Origin of the sequence: Nesterenkonia cremea (genome assembly GCF_014642675.1) — a bacterium.
Classification (GTDB): Bacteria; Actinomycetota; Actinomycetes; order Actinomycetales; family Micrococcaceae; genus Nesterenkonia; species Nesterenkonia cremea.
Genome location: NZ_BMIS01000012.1, coordinates 52,378 through 69,623, shown reverse-complemented (window position 1 = coordinate 69,623; position 17,246 = coordinate 52,378). Strand labels below are relative to the sequence as shown.

Sequence of the window (17,246 nt, the reverse complement as noted above, 5' to 3'; positions counted from 1 at the left end):
GACACACTTGCCTGACGGGAGGGTGCCTGCCATCGCCAAGTTTTCCAAGCTATCCAGTTCCCGTTGCCGCAGCGATCAGATTCACAGCGGCTCCTGAGATGATGCCGGCGGGCAGAGGAACCAGGACCTGCTCGCGGAGCCTCTGCCATTTGGACGGTTCGTCGGATTCCACCTCGGCGGCTTGCATCGCAAAATAGGCGTGCTGAACTGCCTCTTCAGTTGCAGATCTCCCGTGCCGCTCATACTCCCGCAAGCAAGTGAGCAGCCGCTCAAGACATCTCCTGATGTAAGAACTTGTCGCTTCTGGCAGTGAGGAGTCAGAGTCCAGCACGCTCAGCGACTCTTCCATAAGCTCGATAAGCCGATCCTGAGACTCTGCATTGATGATGACTCGCGTCTGATCAAGATCGAGAAGTTCACCGAGTTGGTCCAAGAGGTCAAGATCAGATTCTTTGAAGTCAGCTGCACCCGTGACTGGACGCTGAGTCCAGCGTGACTTAATAGCGAGGATGCCCCGACCGAGCCTCGGCCACAAATCCTGGTAGCCACGCACCTTGCGCCCTTCGGATGCCATGCGCTCTACTCGCTCCGCAACCTCCTCGAGCAGTCGCATAGCTGTCAGGTGTTTCCGAAGACCGGACGAAGACTTAGTATCTCGAAGGGCCTCCATGCTTCGCCCTTCACCCGCCTGCCATTCCCTGAGAATGACGGAGAGCTCTTCTGCTGGATTTCCCATTCTGCCGCCTCACTTCCGATCGATCCCTCAGCCCGAAGAGACCCGTAGCAAGGTTACAGCTGAGCTTCAGAACTTCGCTCGCGAGACCGTTATGTGACTCACACCAGCAGCTCTGTCAATCACGAGCTAAACAGTAAGCCTCGAGTTAAGGGCGAAACTGCCGCTCACCAGCCAGTCCAGCTTCTGTGCCGATCGCGTCAGGTCAGCCGCTCTGCCCCAGATGGGTCCGGGCGAAGGCCAGCGACTCCGCGAGCATCCGCTCCCGCTCCCCCACCTTCCGGGCCGAGCGGGTGGAGACCTCCACGGCCACCACGCCGTCGAAGCCGCCGTCGCCGAACTCTGGGCTGCCGATGAGCTGCATGGTCTCGGCCACGCGCTGCTCGCCGTGGCCGGGGATCAGGTGATCGTCTTTGAAGCCGTTGGACCAGCCGTCGGTCAGATGCACATGTCGCAGCCGCGATCCCAACGCCTCCACGGAGCTGCAGGAGTCCGCCTCCGCCGTGGCGGCATGGGAGAAGTCCCAGGTCACGTGGGGGTAGGGCTGGTCCACCGGATCCCAGTGCGGCAGGTACATGGTGGCCTCCCGGCCGCCGGCCCGCCAGGGGTACATATTCTCCACAGCGAAGAGCACTCCGGTGCGCTCCTCGATCTCCGCGATGCCTTCGGCGAAGCCCTCCGCATAGCCGGTCTGCCATCGGAAGGGCGGATGCGCCACCACGACGCCGCAGCCGACGTCCAGGGCCAGCTGCGCGCTCTTGGCCAGCTTCTCCCAGGCCGAGCCCCACACCTGCTGGGTCAGCAGCAGCGTGGGTGCATGGATGGCCATGATCTCCAGCCCGAACTTCTCCGACAGGCGGTTCAGCACCTCCGCCCGCTGCGTCTCGGTGCGATGGGTGACCATCACCTCCACCCCGTCATAGCCCAGGTCCTGGGCGATGGAGAACCCCTCGGCCACCCCCAACGGATACACCGAGGAGGTGGACAGAGCCACCGGGATATCAGCTGCGGGCACGTTCCACCGCCGCCTCTGCGCGCGGACGCCCGGAGGGGCGCTGCGGCTTCTTGAGCTCACGGGCCAGATCCACATGCCCGACGCCGGGCGCGTGGCTCACCTCCTCGGACTTCTCCCGGGCCAGCGCGTCCAGACGCCGCAGGATCAGGCCCTCACGCAGAGCCCAGGGGCAGATCTGCAGCTCCTCGATCTCAAAGACCTTCATGGCCTGCTCCGCCGCCAGGGCGCCGGCGAAGACCTGCGGGGCTCGAGTCACCGAGACGCCGGGCAGCTCCGCACGCTGCGCCGCGGACATCTCCCCCAGCTTCTTGACCAGGGGCTTCAGGTCCTTCCGGTGCAGAGTCCGCTTCACATAGGGGCCCTCCGCCGAGGGGGCGGCACCGGTCATCCGGGCCAGGGAACGGAAGGTCTTGGAGGTGGCCAGGACCTCCATATGCTGGCTCAGCGCCGGGAACTCGCGGCGGGCCGCCTCCAGCTCCTCACGCACATAGGTCTTCAGCTCACGGATCTGATCCTTGAAGACGGCCCTCTCCCCCGGCAGGGTGTCAGTGGGCCCGGCCAGCCAGTCCCGGGTGAGCCGCCCAGCGCCCAGAGGGGCGGACATGGCGGTGGCCGGCAGCTCGTCCTGGCCGTAGGCGATCTCGAAGGAGCCGCCTCCGATGTCGAAGTTCAGAATGTGCCCGGCGCTCCAGCCCCGCCAGCGGCGGGCGGCGAAGAAGGTCATCGCCGATTCCTGAGCCCCTGTGAGCTCCATGAGCTCCACATCGGTCTCCTGGGACACCCGGGCCAGCACGGCTTCACCGTTGCTGGCCTCACGGATGGCCGAGGTGCAGAAGGAGAGCATGTCATCAGCCCGGTGCCGGGCGGCGAAGCGCGCCGCCTCAGCGATGAAGCTGATCAGCTCCTCCTGGCCCTCCGCAGTGATGGCCCCGAACTCATCGAGGTACTTCACCAGTGACAGTGGGCGCTTATGGGAGGCGAAGGCCTCCGGCTTAGCGCCGATATGTGCATCCACCAGCAGCAGATGCACCGTATTCGAACCGATGTCCAGCACGCCCAGACGCATAGCTGCGAACTCCTAGGAGGCTCCGGCCTTGGTGCTGGCCGTCGACTTCTTCGTTGTGCTCTTCTTGGTGGCGCCAGACTTCTTGGCAGCAGACTTCTTGGCGGTGCTCTTCTTGGCCGGACCCTTGGCCCGCTTCTCCGCCAGCAGCGAGTAGGCGTGCTCCTTGGTGAGCTGCTCCACCGAGACGCTGCGCGGCACCGTCACGTTGGTCTCGCCGTCGGTGACATAGGGGCCGAAGCGGCCGTCCTTGACCACCACCGGCTTCTCCGTGGTCGGGTCGCTGCCGAACTCCGCCAGCGGCGGCTGGGCCGCGCGGCGTCCCCGCTGCTTGGGCTGGGCGTAGATCTTCTTCGCCTCGTCCACGGTGATGGTGAACATCTGGTCCTCGGACTCCAGGGAGCGGGAGTCGCTGCCCTTCTTCAGATACGGACCGAAGCGGCCGTTCTGAGCGGTGATCTCCTCGCCGTCGTCGTCGGTTCCCACCACGCGCGGCAGCGAGAGGATCTTCAGCGCATCCTCCAGAGACACCGTCTCCAGGGTCATGCCGCTGAGCAGCGAGCCGGTGCGCGGCTTCTGCTTGGCAGGCTTCTTCTTGGGCTTGGGCTTGCCGTTCTTGTAGTACTCGGTGGGCTGGGCGTCCAGATAGGACTGCAGCTCCTCCTCGGTCATCTCCGGGATGACCTCGGTGACATAGGGGCCGTAGCGGCCGTCCTTGGCCACGATCTCGCGGCCGGTCCCCGGATCGTCGCCCAGGACCTTGCCCGAGTGCTTCGCCTGCTCGAAGAGCTCCTCCACCTTCTGGGCGGTGAGCTCATCCGGGGCCAGATCCTGCGGCAGGTTGGCCCGCTGCACCTCCAGCTCGCCCTCGGCGTCCACGACACCGTCCGGATTGGGACGCTCCAGATACGGCCCGTAGCGGCCCACCCGCAGGTGGGTGTTCTCAGCCACCGCCATGGAGTTGATGGCCCGGGCGTCGATCTCGCCCAGGTTGTCCACCACGTCTTTCAGCCCCTGCTCACCGGAGGAGGCGCCGAAGTAGAAGCCCTGCAGCCAGGCCTCCCGCTCGATCTCGCCGCGGGCGATCTGGTCGAGGTCGTCCTCCATGCGGGCGGTGAAGTCATAGTTCACATAGCGGCCGAAATGCTCCTCCAGCAGGCGGATCACGCTGAACGCGGTCCACGACGGCACCAGGGCCGAACCGCGCTTGGTCACGTAGCCGCGGTCCATGATGGTCGAGATGGTGGGCGCGTAGGTGGAGGGACGGCCGATCTCCCGCTTCTCCAGCTCCGCGACGATGGAGGCCTCGGTGTAGCGGGCCGGCGGGGTGGTCTCGTGGCCCTTGGCCTCGATGTCCTCGCCGGTGAGCTTCTCGCCCTCCTCCAGCTTGGGCAGCCGCTTATTCGAATCCTTGGCCTTGGCGGCGTCGGACTCCTCCTGCTCCTTGACCTCCTCATAGGCGGCCAGGAAGCCGGGGAAGGTGATGACGGTGCCGGAGGCGCCGAAGGTGGCGCGGCGGCCGTCGGCGGCCTCACCGGTGAGCCGCACCGAGGCGGTGAAGCCCTTGGCGTCCTGCATCTGGGAGGCGACGGTGCGCTTCCAGATCAGCTCGTAGAGCTTGAACTCATCCGCGGAGAGCTGGTTGGCCACCTGGCCCGGAGTGCGGAAGTGGTCACCGGCCGGACGGATGGCCTCGTGGGCCTCCTGGGCGGACTCGTTCTTCTTGGCGTAGAAGCGCGGCTTCTCCGGCACGTGGTCCGCGCCGTAGAGCTCGGTGGCCTGGCGGCGGGCCGCCTGGACGGCCTCATTGGAGAGCGTGACCGAGTCGGTACGCATATAGGTGATGTAGCCGTTCTCGTAGAGACGCTGCGCCACCTGCATGGTCACCCGCGAGGAGAAGCGCAGACGCCGCGCCGCCTCCTGCTGCAGGGTGGAGGTGATGAAGGCCGGCTGGGGACGACGGCTGTAGGGCTTCTCCTCCAGGGAGTCCACAGAGAAGGGGGCGTCGGTCAGGCCGGAGGCCAGCGACTCGGCGTCGTCCCTCTTCAGGACGGCCACGTCCTGCTTGGAGCGGGTCTGCTTCAGCTCGCCGCGGTCATCGAAGTCGGAGCCGGTGGCGATGCGGGAACCGTCCAGGGCCGTCAGCTTGGCCGTGAACTCCTCGCCGCCGTCGGTGGAGAAGGTGCCGCTGAGGTCCCAGTACGACGCCGGGATGAAGGCCATGCGCTCACGCTCGCGCTCCACCACCAGGCGGGTGGCCACGGACTGGACACGGCCGGCCGAGAGACCCTTGCCCACCTTGCGCCACAGCACCGGGGAGAGCTCATAGCCGAACAGGCGGTCCAGGATGCGGCGGGTCTCCTGGGCGTCCACCAGATCCTGATCGATCTCGCGGACGTTCTCCAGAGCACGGGTGATGCCCTCGCGGGTGATCTCGGTGAAGGTCATCCGGTAGACCGGGACCTTGGGCTTGAGGACCTCCAGGAGATGCCACGCGATGGCCTCACCCTCGCGGTCGGCATCGGGGGCCAGATAGAGCTCATCGGCTTCCTTCAGCCGCGCCTTGAGCTCCCGCACCTTGGACTTCTTGGAGTCGGAGATCACGTAGTAGGGCTTGAAGCCCTCCTCCGGATTCACCGCGAACTTGCCGAAGGGGCCCTTCTTCATGTCCGCAGGCAGATCGGAGGGCTGCGGCAGGTCACGGATATGCCCGGCCGATGCGTCGACGATGAAGTCATCGCCCAGATACTTGGCGATGGACTTGGACTTGGCCGGGGACTCGACGATCACGAGCTTCTTGCCTGCGGGCACTGCTCTCCTAGAACCAGGTGACGGGTGCGTATACGACGGACGGGCCGTCGGAAGCTCACTATAACAGCGGGGTTTCTCAGGTCTGTGCGGCGGAGGCGGGTGGAAGCTCAGGGGTGGGTGAGGAAGCCTTCGACGTAGAGGTCGAGGATCTCCTCGCGCAGGGGCTCCTCCTCGGCGTCGATCAGCGAGGCCACGGCGGTGATCAGCTGGGAGACGGTGAACTCACCGTCGGCCGCGCCCAGCAGACCGGCCGCCGCGCTGCTGACCGGACGCGCGCGCCGGAGCCCGCCGCCCTGACGGGCCAGGATGACCTCAGGATGCTGAGCGCCGAAGCGCTGATAGCGCTCCTCGGTCACATCCTCCGGGGCGATCAGGATCTGCTCCAGCGCGGCCGCCGCATCCTCACGCACGGCCAGAGCGCGCTCGGCGGTGCGGCCGATCACCGGGCCCAACGGCTGCTGGACCTCCCCGGTCAGCTCCTCGAAGCGCCGCCACAGACCATCGGAGGTGTCGACGCCGTCGGGCTCCTCCACAGAGCCCGACGCCGGTGCGCCCGGGACCGGCTTCTGCAGCCAGATCATCCCGAAGCCCACTCCGGCCACGCCGCGGTCCTCGAAGTCCTGCAGATAGTCGGCATAGCGACGCCGGTAGTCGGCCAGATCTCGCTCCTCGGAAGCGTCCCGCAGCCAGGTCTCGGCATAGCCGGCCGGGTTCTGGAAGTCCCGCTGGACGAACCAGGCGTGCAGACCTGCGGCCAGGGCCCAGCTGCGCGGGCGCTCGGACCAGCCTCCGGACCCCTCAGTGCCGCGGTGGATCTCCCAGTTGCCCAGCATCTGGGCAGTGGCGCCCGCGGTGAGGATCTCCGGCAGTCCGGTGATGAGCTCCTCCATGAGGGTGTCACCCTCGCGGCCGCCGTCGCGGTAGGTGTAGCGCTCCTCCGCCGACTCATCCTCGGTCCGGGGCGTGATGACGAACGGCGGATTGGAGACCACCAGGTCGAAGCTGCGCCCGGCCACCGGCTCCAGCAGGCTGCCGTGGAGCAGCTCCACCCGCGCACCCAGGTCCTCCGGGTCCAGGCCCAGCGCCTCGGTGTTGAGCAGCAGGTTGAAGCGAGTGAAGTCCAGAGCGCGCTCGGAGAGGTCGGTGCCCACCACGTGCTCGGCGTGATCGAGCAGGTGGAAGAGCTGGATCCCGCAGCCGGTGCCCACATCCAACGCGCGGCGCACCTGCGGGCGGTGGGTGATGGAGGCCAGGGTCAGGCTGGCCTGCCCGACGCCGAGCACATGGTCGGCCGGCAGCGGCCCGTCCATCTGGTGTGCCGAGAGGTCGCTGGTCACCCACAGATGAGCGGTGCCCTCCTGCTGTTCGGCCTCATAGGGGCGCAGATCCACCTGCGGCCGGACGAAGGTCCCCTCAAGGGTGACCTCGCTGCGGACCAGGTTCAGCTGCTCCAGGCCCTCGGTGCGGACCTGGGGCAGGGAGGCGTCGAGCTGTTCGGCGGTGACGTCCAGGGCCAGCAGCCATAGGCCGGTGAGCACAGCACAGGGGTCCACCTGCTCGGCGTCGGCCCGGGCGGTGATGGCCCGTCCGGCCCGCGGGGAGAGCGGCGCGGAGCCGGTGGCGGGACGGTCTCCGGCCTGGTCGGCCGGGCGCGGGCGCTGAGTCCCGGCAGCCTGGGCGAAGAGCTCGAGGATGCGCAGCTGGCCCGGGACGATCTGCTCCCGGTCCAGGGCGGCGACGGCATCGGCCCCCAGCAGCTGGGCCACCTCATCATTGGTGAACCGGGCTGCGGCCAGGTCCGCGCGCAGGCGGGCGATCAGGCTCTTCTCCGCGGCGGCGGGGGCCGGAGGGGTCGGCGTCGTCGTCATGCTCTTCCTTCTCTCTCACAGCGGCGTGGGCAGCTCGGGCACAGGCTGTGCACTCCTGGCGTCGCGGGGGCCGCCCGCGGACGTCCTCAGGCCTGCTGGGAGCGGCGGGGCTTCTCCAGCGGACCGGAGTTGGGGTGGTCCGGATTCTCCTGCAGCCGCGCCTCGCAGTTCGCACACCGCTGGGTCTCCGGGATGTGTCGGCAGTCCTGGCAGTAGAGCTTCAGCGTGGAGCAGCCGCGGTCCATGCAGTTGTAGAACTCGGAGGTGGGGCCGCCGCAGCTGGAGCATTCGCCGATGGTCTCGGCGTCCTCGCTGAAGCGGGTGTTCATCCGGCCGTCGAAGACGTAGAGCTCGCCCTCCCAGAGGCCGGAGTCGCCGTAGGTCTCGCCGTAGCGGACGATCCCGCCGTCGATCTGGTAGACGTCCTGGAACCCGCGCCTGCGCATCAGCGAGGAGAGCACCTCGCAGCGGATGCCACCGGTGCAGTAGGTGACCACCGGCTGGTCCTTCAGATGGTCATATCTGCCGGAGTCCAGCTCGCGGATGAAGTCGCGGGTGGTCTCGGTGTCAGGCACCACGGCGTCCTTGAACCGGCCGATCTGGGCCTCCATGGCGTTGCGGCCGTCGAAGAAGGTCACCTCGGTGCCCTCGGCACGCTTGCGCTCCACCAGCTCGTGGACCTGCTCCGGCTTCAGATGCTCACCGCCCCCGACGACGCCGGAGGAGTCCACCTCGACCTCCTCCGGCACCCCGAAGGCCACCAGTTCGGGCCTGACCTTCACGGAGAGGCGCGGGAACTGCTCGGCGCCGCCTTCGGACCATTTGAACTCCATGGACTTGAAGGGCGCATAGGAGCGGGTCTGCTTCACATACTTCTTCACGGCCTTCATATCGCCGCCGACGGTGCCGTTGATCCCGTGCTCCGAGATCAGGATGCGGCCCTTCAGGCCCAACTCGCGGCACAGCGTGTGCTGCCAGAGCTTCACGGCCTCCGGATCGGGGAGCGGCGTGAAGGCGTAATACAGGACGATGCGGGATTCATTCACTCCTATGAGGGTACCGTCGAAGGCCCGATCCAGGCACCGGCAGTCGCTGAGGTGCAGATTCCCTATGGTCTAACCGCCGGACCTCTTATATGGTCGTTGCATGACTAGTGAGCTGAACGACGCACTCGTCCGGGATTGGGTCACCGGCTGGGCGAGGACCCATGACTATGACGTCAGCCATGAGGGCGCCGTCCACTCGGCCCTGCGCTCCGGCGACTCCGATGCGTGGGAATACGTCATCTTCTCCCCTGAGGAGACCGACCTGCGCAAAGTCTCCTCCTCGGTGGCCAAGAGCCCGGAGCGACTGCTCACCATCGTCGCCGCGCCCGGGGACGAGACCCTGGACGCCGCCAGCATCGACGGGCTGGAGAAGATCAGCGACGAAGAGAAGCTGATGGTCGTCGATATGGACACTCAGGACGTCGAGGACCCGATCACTCCGGAGGGCTACACCACCAAGCGGCAGGACTTCGAGGGGTGGACTCTGTTCACCGTCTTCGACGACGAGGGCGATGAAGCTCAGGTCGCCGCACGCGGGCGGGTCGCCGTGGTCGGCAACTACGCGATCCTGGACCGCATCTTCACCTCCCCGAACTTCCGGCGTCAGGGCCTGGGAACCTTTGTGACCCGCGCACTGATCGCGATCGCGTTGGAGCAGGACGTGGAGGAGGGCCTGCTTGTCGCCACCGGGGACGGCCGGGAACTCTACGAATTCCTGGGGTGGACGTTGCTGGGCGAGGTGCATGTCTACGGCGCACCCGGCGCGGAGGCCAGCCGGTCCTCGCACTCCCAGTTTGATGATTTGGCGCGCTAGGGTCGCCACCCACCTGAACATATCGTCACAGCGTGGGCGATGTTCCGGTATATTTGGTGACACTGTCACGAAATATTCAAAAAGTTCACGGCCGTAAGGGAGTTCCGCATTCTGCGGAGCCGCCCTGCAAAGCGAGGCCTCGCCTCGGCCGCTCCTGCTGTGTGACAGCTTCATGTCCCACGACTGAAAGGAGCGGTGATGACCGCCCCCGTCTCTCTGTCCGAACGGCTCGACGCCGGTCCCATCATCTGCGCCGAAGGCTTCCTCTTCGAGCTCGAGCGCCGCGGCTACCTCAGCGCCGGCGAATTCGTCCCCGAGGTCGCCCTGGAGTTCCCCGAGGCACTGAGGTCCCTGCATGTGGACTTCCAGCGCGCCGGATCCGACATCGTGGAGGCCTTCACCTATAACGGCCACCGCGAGAAGATGCGGGTCATCGGCAAAGAGGATCTGTTGGAGCCGCTGAACCGCTCCGCGCTGCAGATCGCCCGCGAGGTGGCCGACGCCCGCCCCGGCGATCTGATGGCCGGCAACATCTCCAACTCGAACATCTGGGATCCCGCAGACCCGGCCAAGCAGGCCGAGGTCCGGGCCATGTTCGAGGAGATGGTCGGCTGGGCCGTGGAGGAGGGCGCCGACATCATCGTCGGCGAGACCTTCTACTACGCCGGCGAGGCGCTGACCGCCCTGGCGGTGGCCAAGGCCAGCGGCCTGCAGGTGGTGCTGACCCTGGCGCCGATGGCCTCCGAGGAGATGGCCGACGGCGTCGGCGTCGTGGAGACCGCGCAGCGCCTGGAGCAGGGCGGCGCCGATGTGGTCGGGCTCAACTGCTTCCGGGGCCCCGAGACCATCCAGTCCTGGCTGCGCCAGATCCGAGAGAAGGTCTCCTGCCATGTGGGCGCGCTGCCGATCCCCTACCGGACGACGCCGGAGGAGCCCACCTTCTTCAACCTCTCCGATGTGCGGGCCTCGGTGCCCTCGCCGCATGGGCGCACCTTCCCCACCGCACTGGATCCGCTGTTCCTCAACCGCTATGAGCTCGGCGCCTGGGCCCAGGAGTCCTTTGAGCTGGGAGTGAACTACCTAGGCGTCTGCTGCGGGGCCTCGCCCATGCACATCCGCCAGGTGGCCGAGGCGGTGGGGCGGACCACTGAGGCCAGCCGGTTCTCCGAGAACATGAGCAACCACTTCATGTACGGCAACAACGAGCGCCTGCCGGAGAACATCACCGCCCTGGGCGCCACGGCCTGAGCGGGCCGTCCGGCTGGAGTCCGGAACGCCGAGCTGATCGGTACGCTGTTCCTCAGTGACTGACGCCTACGATCTGCTCCAGCGTGCCGGCCTCCCCACCCAGGTGGGCGAGGAGAGCCGACTCCGCCATGTCCAGACGCTGCCCGCACGCCAGGCCCAGCGGACCGACTGGCCGGGCTGGGTGCCCCCAGAGCTCCGCGCCGGCTACCGGCAGGTGGGCGTCACCGGCCTCTACACCCACCAGGTCCAGGCCGCCGAGGCGCTGCACGCCGGACGCCACGTCATCCTGGCCACCGGCACCGCCTCCGGAAAGTCGCTGGGCACCCAGCTGCCCGGGCTCTCGGCGATCTGCGGCGCCGAGGCCGGACCCACCGGGGCCACCGTCCTCTACCTCTCCCCCACCAAGGCGCTGGCGGCCGACCAGCTGGATGCACTCACCGAGCTGGCCGAGGCCATCGGACCGGCCGGCCCGGCCGGTGGGGTGCGGCCAGCGTCCTACGACGGAGACACCGATCATGAGGAGCGCCGCTGGGTGCGCCAGCACGCCAATGTGGTGCTGACCAATCCAGACATGCTCAACGTGGGCATCCTGCCCAACCACCGGGCCTGGGCGCGGTTCTTCTCCCGGCTGCGGTACGTGATCATCGATGAGGCGCACAGCTTCCGCGGGATCTTCGGCTCGCATATCGCCCTGCTGATGCGCCGGCTGCGGCGGGTCTGCGCGCACTATGGCGGCAACCCCGTCTTCGCCGGGGCCAGCGCCACCAGCGGGGATCCGGCGGCCTCCTTCGGGCGACTGATCGGCGCCCAGGGGCAGCACGTGGCGGCGGTGACCGAGGACGGCTCGCCCCATGAGGCGGTGGACGTCTACCTCTGGGAGTCCTCACCCTCAGAGGCCACCGGGGACAACGATGCCCCGCTCAAACGCAGCCTCACCGTGGAGGCCGCCGATCTGATGACCGACCTGGTGGTGGCCGGATACCGCACGCTCTCCTTCATCAGATCCCGGCGCGGGGCCGAGACCATCGCACAGATCGCCTCCGATCAGCTGATGGAGGTGGACCGCGAGCTGACCGACCGGGTGGCCGCCTACCGCTCCGGCTATCTGAAGGAGGAGCGGCGCGAGCTGGAGGACGCCCTGCGCGCCGGACGGCTGCTGGGCGTAGCCTCGACTCCGGCGCTGGAGCTGGGCATCGACATCTCCGGGCTGGACGTGGTGCTGATCGCCGGCTGGCCCGGCACCCGCGCCTCCTTCTTCCAGCAGCTGGGCCGGGCCGGACGCCCCGCGGCCGACGGCTCCGCCCAGCGCGGCGCAGCCTTCTTCGTGGCCGGCGACGACCCGCTGGACACCTATCTGCTCAGCCACCCGGAAGCGATCTTCGAGGCGGCCATCGAGGATGCGGTCACCGATCCGGCCAATCCGCATGTGGCCGCTCCGCATCTGCTGGCGGCCGCCCAGGAGCTGCCCATCGCCCCGGATGAGTCCGATGACACGTCCCTCTTCCCGGCCGGACGCTGGCTGCTGGACTCGCTCACCGAGCAGGGACATCTGCGACGCCGGCCGCGCGGCTGGTTCTTCGCCCACGACGACGCCAGCGCGGCCGACTGGGTGAAGCTGCGCTCCGACGGCGGCGGGCCCTACACGATCGTCGACGCCGAATCCGGCTCGGTGATCGGGGACATGGGCTCCGCCCAGGCCCAGCCGCAGGCCCACCCGGGGGCGATCTATGTCCATCAGGGCCGCAGCCATCTGGTGGAGGACCTGGATCAGCAGGACGGCGTCGTGCTGGTCTCTGCGGTGAATCCGCAGTATTACACCCAGGCCCGGGAGACCACCTCCATCGAGGTGCTTCAGACCTCGGACTCCGCACTGTGGGAGCGCTACGGGATCCATACCGGGACGGTGGAGGTGACCAGCGCCGTCGTCGGGTTCCAGCGCAAGGCCCTGGGCACCTCGGAGGTGCTCTCCGATGAGCCGCTGGACCTGCCGCCGTCGACGCTGCGCACCCAGGCCATGTGGATCACCGCCCCGGAGACCGCACTCTCGGAGGCCGGCGTGATCCCGGAGCACATCCCCGGCGCCCTGCATGCCGCCGAGCACGCGATGATCGGGCTGCTGCCGCTGCTGACCTCGGGCGACCGCTGGGACATCGGCGGAGTCTCCACGGCGCTGCACCGGGACACCGAGCAGCCCACGATCTTCGTCTATGACGGCCACCCCGGCGGGGCCGGATTCGCTGAGCGCGGCTATGAGCTGGCCGAGCAGTGGATCCACACCACGGCGGCCACCATCCGCAGCTGCCCCTGCGAATCCGGCTGCCCCAGCTGCGTACAGTCGCCGAAGTGCGGCAATAAGAACTCGCCGTTGGAGAAGGTCGCGGCGCTGCATCTGCTGGAGGCCCTGTTGGCATCTGTCACAACGACATGACGAACTCTTCAGTCATCCGCTACCCTGAATATCTGCTTCACGAGCAGCGGCGATGAGTCCTGGACGGAAACCCCGCACCGGGCTCGCAGGATCCGTTCAACGCCGCTCACCAACCCCATGTTCACGGGTGGTTCCGGATCACGAAGCGGTCTGCTTTCACCGGCCAGAGCGTCACCCCGCCTGCGCAGGTACTGACTGGAGCAGACAAGAGCACACGGAAGGAACCGTTCGGCGTGATTGAGCTGAACGAGGTCAGCAAGGTCTATCCCGGTGGGGTGACCGCGCTCAACTCGGTGAACCTACACATCCCCGCAGGTGAGATCCACGGCATCGTGGGGCGCTCCGGCGCAGGAAAGTCCACCCTCATCCGTTGCCTGACCGGGCTGGAGGACGTGACCGAAGGGCAGATCAGCATCGACGGCGTCGATCTGACCGCCGCCCGCGGCGCCGAGCTCATAGCAGCCCGGCGCAGCATCGGCATGGTGTTCCAGCACGTGAATCTGCTGGACTCACGCACCGCCGCCAAGAACATCGCACACCCGCTGGAGATCGCTCGGGTGCCGAAGGCTGAGCGCAGACGCCGAGTGGCCGAACTGCTGGAGCTGGTGGGCCTGTCCGACCGCGCAGACAACTACCCCTCCCAGCTCTCCGGCGGGCAGAAGCAGCGTGTGGGCATCGCCCGCGCCCTGGCCGCCGAGCCGGGTGTGCTGCTCTGCGACGAGCCGACCTCCGCACTGGATTCCACGACCACCCGGCAGATCCTGGAGCTGATCGGCCAGCTGCGCGACCGGCTGGGCATCACCGTCATCATCATCACCCACGAGATGTCCGTGGTCCGCGAGATCTGCGACGCCGTCTCCCTGCTGGACGAAGGCAGCATCGCGCGCAGCGGCCCGCTGCTCGACGTCATCTCCGACCGCAGCTCACCGCTGTCCAAGGAGCTCATCTCACTGCCCCCGACCTCCGCGCTGCAGCCGGGCGCACAGCTGATCGAGGTGCTGCTGACCGAGTCCGGGACGATCGGCCACTTCGGCGATCTGTTCAGCCTGCTCAGCCGCAACGGCCTGCCCACCCGCGTGGAGGCAGGCTCCATCGAGACCATCCAGGGCCGCCAGGTCGGCCGGCTGCACATCCGTCCTGAGGACTCCTCCACCGCGCAGAAGACGCTTCAGGTCCTCACCGACGCCGGACTGCACGCCGAGCTGACCACTGCCGCCGCTCTGGAGACCGAGGCCGGCCTGAAGGAGGAGGAGGCCTGATGCTGCTCGCCGAAGAACGCTGGCTCAACAACCCGGTGGTGGAGAACCAGCTGCTCGAGGCCGTCCTCGAGACGCTCTACATGACGCTGGCCACCGGCTTCTTCACCGTCCTGTTCGGACTGCCGCTGGGCGTGCTGCTGCACAACCTGGGGCCCAAAGGCCTGAACCCGATGAGCCCGCTGTACCGGGCGCTCAGCCTGGTGGTGGACTTCGGCCGCGCGGTGCCGTTCATCGTCCTGATGCTCTGGATCATCCCCTTCACCCGGTTGATCGTGGGCACCGCCATCGGCTGGGAGGCCGCCGTGGTGCCGCTGACCGTGGGCGCCATCCCGTTCTTCGCCCGCATGGTGGAGAACTCTCTGCGCGAGGTCTCCTGGGGCAAGGTGGAGGCGGTGCGCATGATGGGCGCCTCCGATCTGCACGTCACCTGGAACGTGCTGCTGCGTGAGGGCCTGCCCGGGATCATCGGCGGCCTGACCATCACCCTGGTGACCCTGATCAGCTTCACCGCCATGGCCGGCGCTGTGGGCGGCGGCGGCCTGGGCCAGCTGGCCATCAACTACGGCTACAACCGCTACCAGGCCGACGTCATGCTGATCTGCGTGATCCTGCTGGTCGTGATCGTGACCGCGGTCCAGTACACCGGAAACTTCATCGCCCGACGGCTCGATCACCGCTGATCCGGCCCTCGACTCCACGCATCACCATCCCTTCGTACGAAAGAGGTCCTGCTATGTCCCATACCCGCACCCACCGGAGGCTGAGCCTCGCCGCCGCATCCGCCGCGACCCTCGCCCTGACCTCCTGCGGTCTGGCCGGCGGCGACGATGAGTCCACCATCGGCGAGGCCGAGGACGGCATCACCACACTGACCGTGGGCGCCTCCCCCGCCCCGCATGCGGCCATCCTGGAGTTCGTGGACGAGAACCTGGCCGAGGAAGCCGGACTCGACCTGGAGATCGAGGAGTTCGACGACTACCAGATCCCCAATGAGGCCCTGAACGACGGCGACCTCAACGCCAACTTCTTCCAGCACGAGCCCTGGTTCGACAGCGAGGTGGAGGAGAACGGCTACGACATCGTCCGCTTCGAGGATGTCCACATCGAGCCCTTCGCGCTGTACTCCAGCCAGCACGAGGACGTCGAGGACCTCCCCGACGGCGCCACCATCGCGTTGAACAATGACCCCTCCAACCAGGCCCGGGGCCTGGTGCTGCTCCAGGAAGCGGGTCTGATCACCCTGGCTGAGGGCATCAACGTGGACACTGCCACTTTCAACGACGTGGAGGACAACCCGCAGAGCTTCGAGTTCACGGAGGCCGATGCCTCGTCTCTGACCCGCACTCTGGACGATGTGGACGCCGCAGTGATCAACGGCAACTTCGCCCTGGAGGCCGGGCTGACCCCGGCGGAGGACGGTCTGCTGGTCGAATCCGCTGAGGACAACCCCTACGCCAACTTCCTGGCAGCTCGTTCCGTGGACGAGGACCACGAGGCCATTCAGACCTTGGACGAGCTGCTGCGCTCCGACGAGGTCCGCGAGTACATCGAGGAGACCTGGCAGGACGACGAGGTCGTCGCAGCCTTCTGATCTTCAGAAGCTGCACTGAGCTCCGACTGAGCTGGTCCCTGTGGAGGAGGGGCGGTCCGCTGAATGCGGGCCGCCCCTCCTTTTTTGCGCTGCGGGCTGGTTTGAGTCGTGCTGAGGACGGAAGGTTTCCGCCACAGCCGGGCCGGCCGGCGTCGGGACACTCCCGGGGCTCCACAGATCAGGCCCGATCCCGCTGCGAGCACCGCTGCCGCGGTGATGCTGGAGGTGCTGTCCGCAGCCGCGGGCAGGGAACCCGATGGGAGAAGGAATGAGGGCGATGACAGAGAGCATCCGAGCCCCGGAGACGAGTCTGGCGCAGCTGCACACAGAGGAGGAAGGACTGGCCACCGCAGAGTACGGGATCGTCATGCTCGCGGCGGTGGGCTTCGCGGGCCTGCTGGTCACCGTGCTGTCCTCGGACACTGTGCAGGGCCTGCTGTCCGGGCTCGTGGAGAATGCGCTCAGCTACTGAGGCTGAGCGCCGTGGAGGGCAGGAGGACCGGCATGGGTGAGTTCGACGGCGCCTGCGAGCGCGGAGGCACCGGCGGGGAGGCTGATGACAGGTCCCGCTGCGCCGAGCCGGAGCGCGGCTCGGTGAGCACGGAGTTTGCTGTAGCCCTGCCCGGCGTCGTGCTGATCCTGGGCCTGCTGCTGAGCCTGGGGATGCACGGGGCCGCTCAGGTCTCCCTGGAGGAGGGCGCCCGGGCGGCGGCCCGTGAGCTGGCCCGAGGGGAGGATCCCGCCGCTGCGGAGCAGATTGCGTCACGCGTGGCGGGAGAGGAGGTCAGCACGGCCATCTCCCAGGACGGCAGCTACTCCCATGTGGAGCTGACCCGGCCGGTGCGGCTGCTGGGCCTGGTGGAGCTGGATATGGAGCAGACCGCCCAGGCCAGCGCGCGCACCGAGCATGTCCCGGCGGCGGAGGACTCACCATGAGCGGGCGGGAGACGGACACCGTGCCCGCCCGCGGCGGCACCGAGAGGGGTTCCGGGACCGTGATGGTCCTGGGGATGATCGCCGCCCTGGTGCTGCTGGTGGGACTGGTCCACCTGCTCAGCGCGTCGGCGACGGCCGCGGCCCAGGCTGCTCGTGCGGCAGACCTGGCAGCCCTGGCCGGCGCCGACGCCGCCCGTGGCCTGACCTCGGAGGACCCCTGCACTCTGGCCGAGGAGGTGGCCGCCGCCAACGGCGCACAGCTGAGCTCCTGCTCCGTGGGCGGAGAGTTCGACACCGAAGTCACCGTGGAGGTCAGCCGGGATCTGCTGGAGGTCAGCCCGCTGAATCCCTCCTGGCTGCCGCTGCCGGAGATCCCTGCCAGCGGAGACTCCCGCGCCGGCCCGCCTGAGGCCTTGGAATGAGCGGCGGTGCGG

15 protein-coding genes are annotated in these 17,246 nt (G+C 67.7%); 9 read left to right on the top strand and 6 right to left on the bottom strand.

What is annotated here, in order from left to right; genetic code table 11:
• Positions 1 to 49: 49 nt before the first annotated feature.
• The 6 genes from IEW85_RS11850 to trhO form a co-directional block, all read right to left on the bottom strand.
• Positions 50 to 736 carry a hypothetical protein gene (locus IEW85_RS11850; RefSeq protein WP_188685979.1) on the bottom strand — a complete coding sequence of 229 codons (687 nt, stop codon included), beginning with the start codon at positions 734 to 736 and terminating at the stop codon, positions 50 to 52.
• Between the two features lie 202 nt (positions 737 to 938).
• On the bottom strand, positions 939 to 1,748 hold the full coding sequence (locus IEW85_RS11845; RefSeq protein WP_229658996.1) for a sugar phosphate isomerase/epimerase family protein: 810 nt from the start codon (positions 1,746 to 1,748) through the stop codon (positions 939 to 941).
• Positions 1,735 to 2,814 carry a Ppx/GppA family phosphatase gene (locus IEW85_RS11840; RefSeq protein ID WP_188685975.1) on the bottom strand — a complete coding sequence of 360 codons (1,080 nt, stop codon included), beginning with the start codon at positions 2,812 to 2,814 and terminating at the stop codon, positions 1,735 to 1,737. The genes IEW85_RS11845 and IEW85_RS11840 overlap by 14 nt, the downstream gene beginning before the upstream one ends.
• Before the next feature lie 12 nt (positions 2,815 to 2,826).
• Positions 2,827 to 5,622 carry a type I DNA topoisomerase gene (topA, locus tag IEW85_RS11835; protein ID WP_188685973.1) on the bottom strand — a complete coding sequence of 932 codons (2,796 nt, stop codon included), beginning with the start codon at positions 5,620 to 5,622 and terminating at the stop codon, positions 2,827 to 2,829.
• Between the two features lie 107 nt (positions 5,623 to 5,729).
• On the bottom strand, positions 5,730 to 7,490 hold the full coding sequence (locus tag IEW85_RS11830; protein ID WP_188685971.1) for a DUF7059 domain-containing protein: 1,761 nt from the start codon (positions 7,488 to 7,490) through the stop codon (positions 5,730 to 5,732).
• Between the two features lie 86 nt (positions 7,491 to 7,576).
• Entirely contained in the window at positions 7,577 to 8,536 is a 960-nt protein-coding gene (gene trhO, locus IEW85_RS11825; protein WP_188685968.1) for an oxygen-dependent tRNA uridine(34) hydroxylase TrhO, read from the bottom strand.
• A gap of 100 nt (positions 8,537 to 8,636) precedes the next feature.
• On the opposite strand from trhO, the gene IEW85_RS11820 reads away from it, so the two are divergent.
• The 9 genes from IEW85_RS11820 to IEW85_RS11780 all read left to right on the top strand — a co-directional run bounded on the left by IEW85_RS11820 (position 8,637) and on the right by IEW85_RS11780 (position 17,234).
• Positions 8,637 to 9,350 carry a GNAT family N-acetyltransferase gene (locus tag IEW85_RS11820; protein ID WP_188685966.1) on the top strand — a complete coding sequence of 238 codons (714 nt, stop codon included), beginning with the start codon at positions 8,637 to 8,639 and terminating at the stop codon, positions 9,348 to 9,350.
• A 198-nt stretch (positions 9,351 to 9,548) separates the two neighbouring features.
• Complete coding sequence (locus tag IEW85_RS11815) at positions 9,549 to 10,598, top strand: homocysteine S-methyltransferase family protein (RefSeq protein WP_188685964.1); 1,050 nt, start codon at positions 9,549 to 9,551, stop codon at positions 10,596 to 10,598.
• Positions 10,599 to 10,653: 55 nt separating this feature from the next.
• Complete coding sequence (gene sftH, locus IEW85_RS11810) at positions 10,654 to 13,026, top strand: DEAD/DEAH box helicase (protein ID WP_373286564.1); 2,373 nt, start codon at positions 10,654 to 10,656, stop codon at positions 13,024 to 13,026.
• Between the two features lie 233 nt (positions 13,027 to 13,259).
• Positions 13,260 to 14,285 (top strand): methionine ABC transporter ATP-binding protein, encoded by a 1,026-nt coding sequence (locus IEW85_RS11805; protein ID WP_188685962.1) that lies wholly within the window; start codon positions 13,260 to 13,262, stop codon positions 14,283 to 14,285.
• Positions 14,285 to 14,965 carry a methionine ABC transporter permease gene (locus IEW85_RS11800; RefSeq protein ID WP_188685960.1) on the top strand — a complete coding sequence of 227 codons (681 nt, stop codon included), beginning with the start codon at positions 14,285 to 14,287 and terminating at the stop codon, positions 14,963 to 14,965. Before IEW85_RS11805 ends, IEW85_RS11800 begins: the two co-directional genes overlap by 1 nt.
• A 53-nt stretch (positions 14,966 to 15,018) precedes the next feature.
• Positions 15,019 to 15,876: a MetQ/NlpA family ABC transporter substrate-binding protein gene (locus IEW85_RS11795; protein ID WP_188685958.1), complete on the top strand. Its 858-nt coding sequence runs from the start codon at positions 15,019 to 15,021 to the stop codon at positions 15,874 to 15,876.
• Between the two features lie 277 nt (positions 15,877 to 16,153).
• On the top strand, positions 16,154 to 16,348 hold the full coding sequence (locus IEW85_RS11790) for a DUF4244 domain-containing protein (RefSeq protein ID WP_229658995.1): 195 nt from the start codon (positions 16,154 to 16,156) through the stop codon (positions 16,346 to 16,348).
• Positions 16,349 to 16,380: 32 nt separating this feature from the next.
• Positions 16,381 to 16,812, top strand: coding sequence for a TadE family type IV pilus minor pilin (locus IEW85_RS11785; RefSeq protein WP_188685954.1), 432 nt, complete (start codon positions 16,381 to 16,383; stop codon positions 16,810 to 16,812).
• Positions 16,809 to 17,234: an Rv3654c family TadE-like protein gene (locus IEW85_RS11780; RefSeq protein WP_188685953.1), complete on the top strand. Its 426-nt coding sequence runs from the start codon at positions 16,809 to 16,811 to the stop codon at positions 17,232 to 17,234. The genes IEW85_RS11785 and IEW85_RS11780 overlap by 4 nt, the downstream gene beginning before the upstream one ends.
• Positions 17,235 to 17,246: the final 12 nt, after the last annotated feature.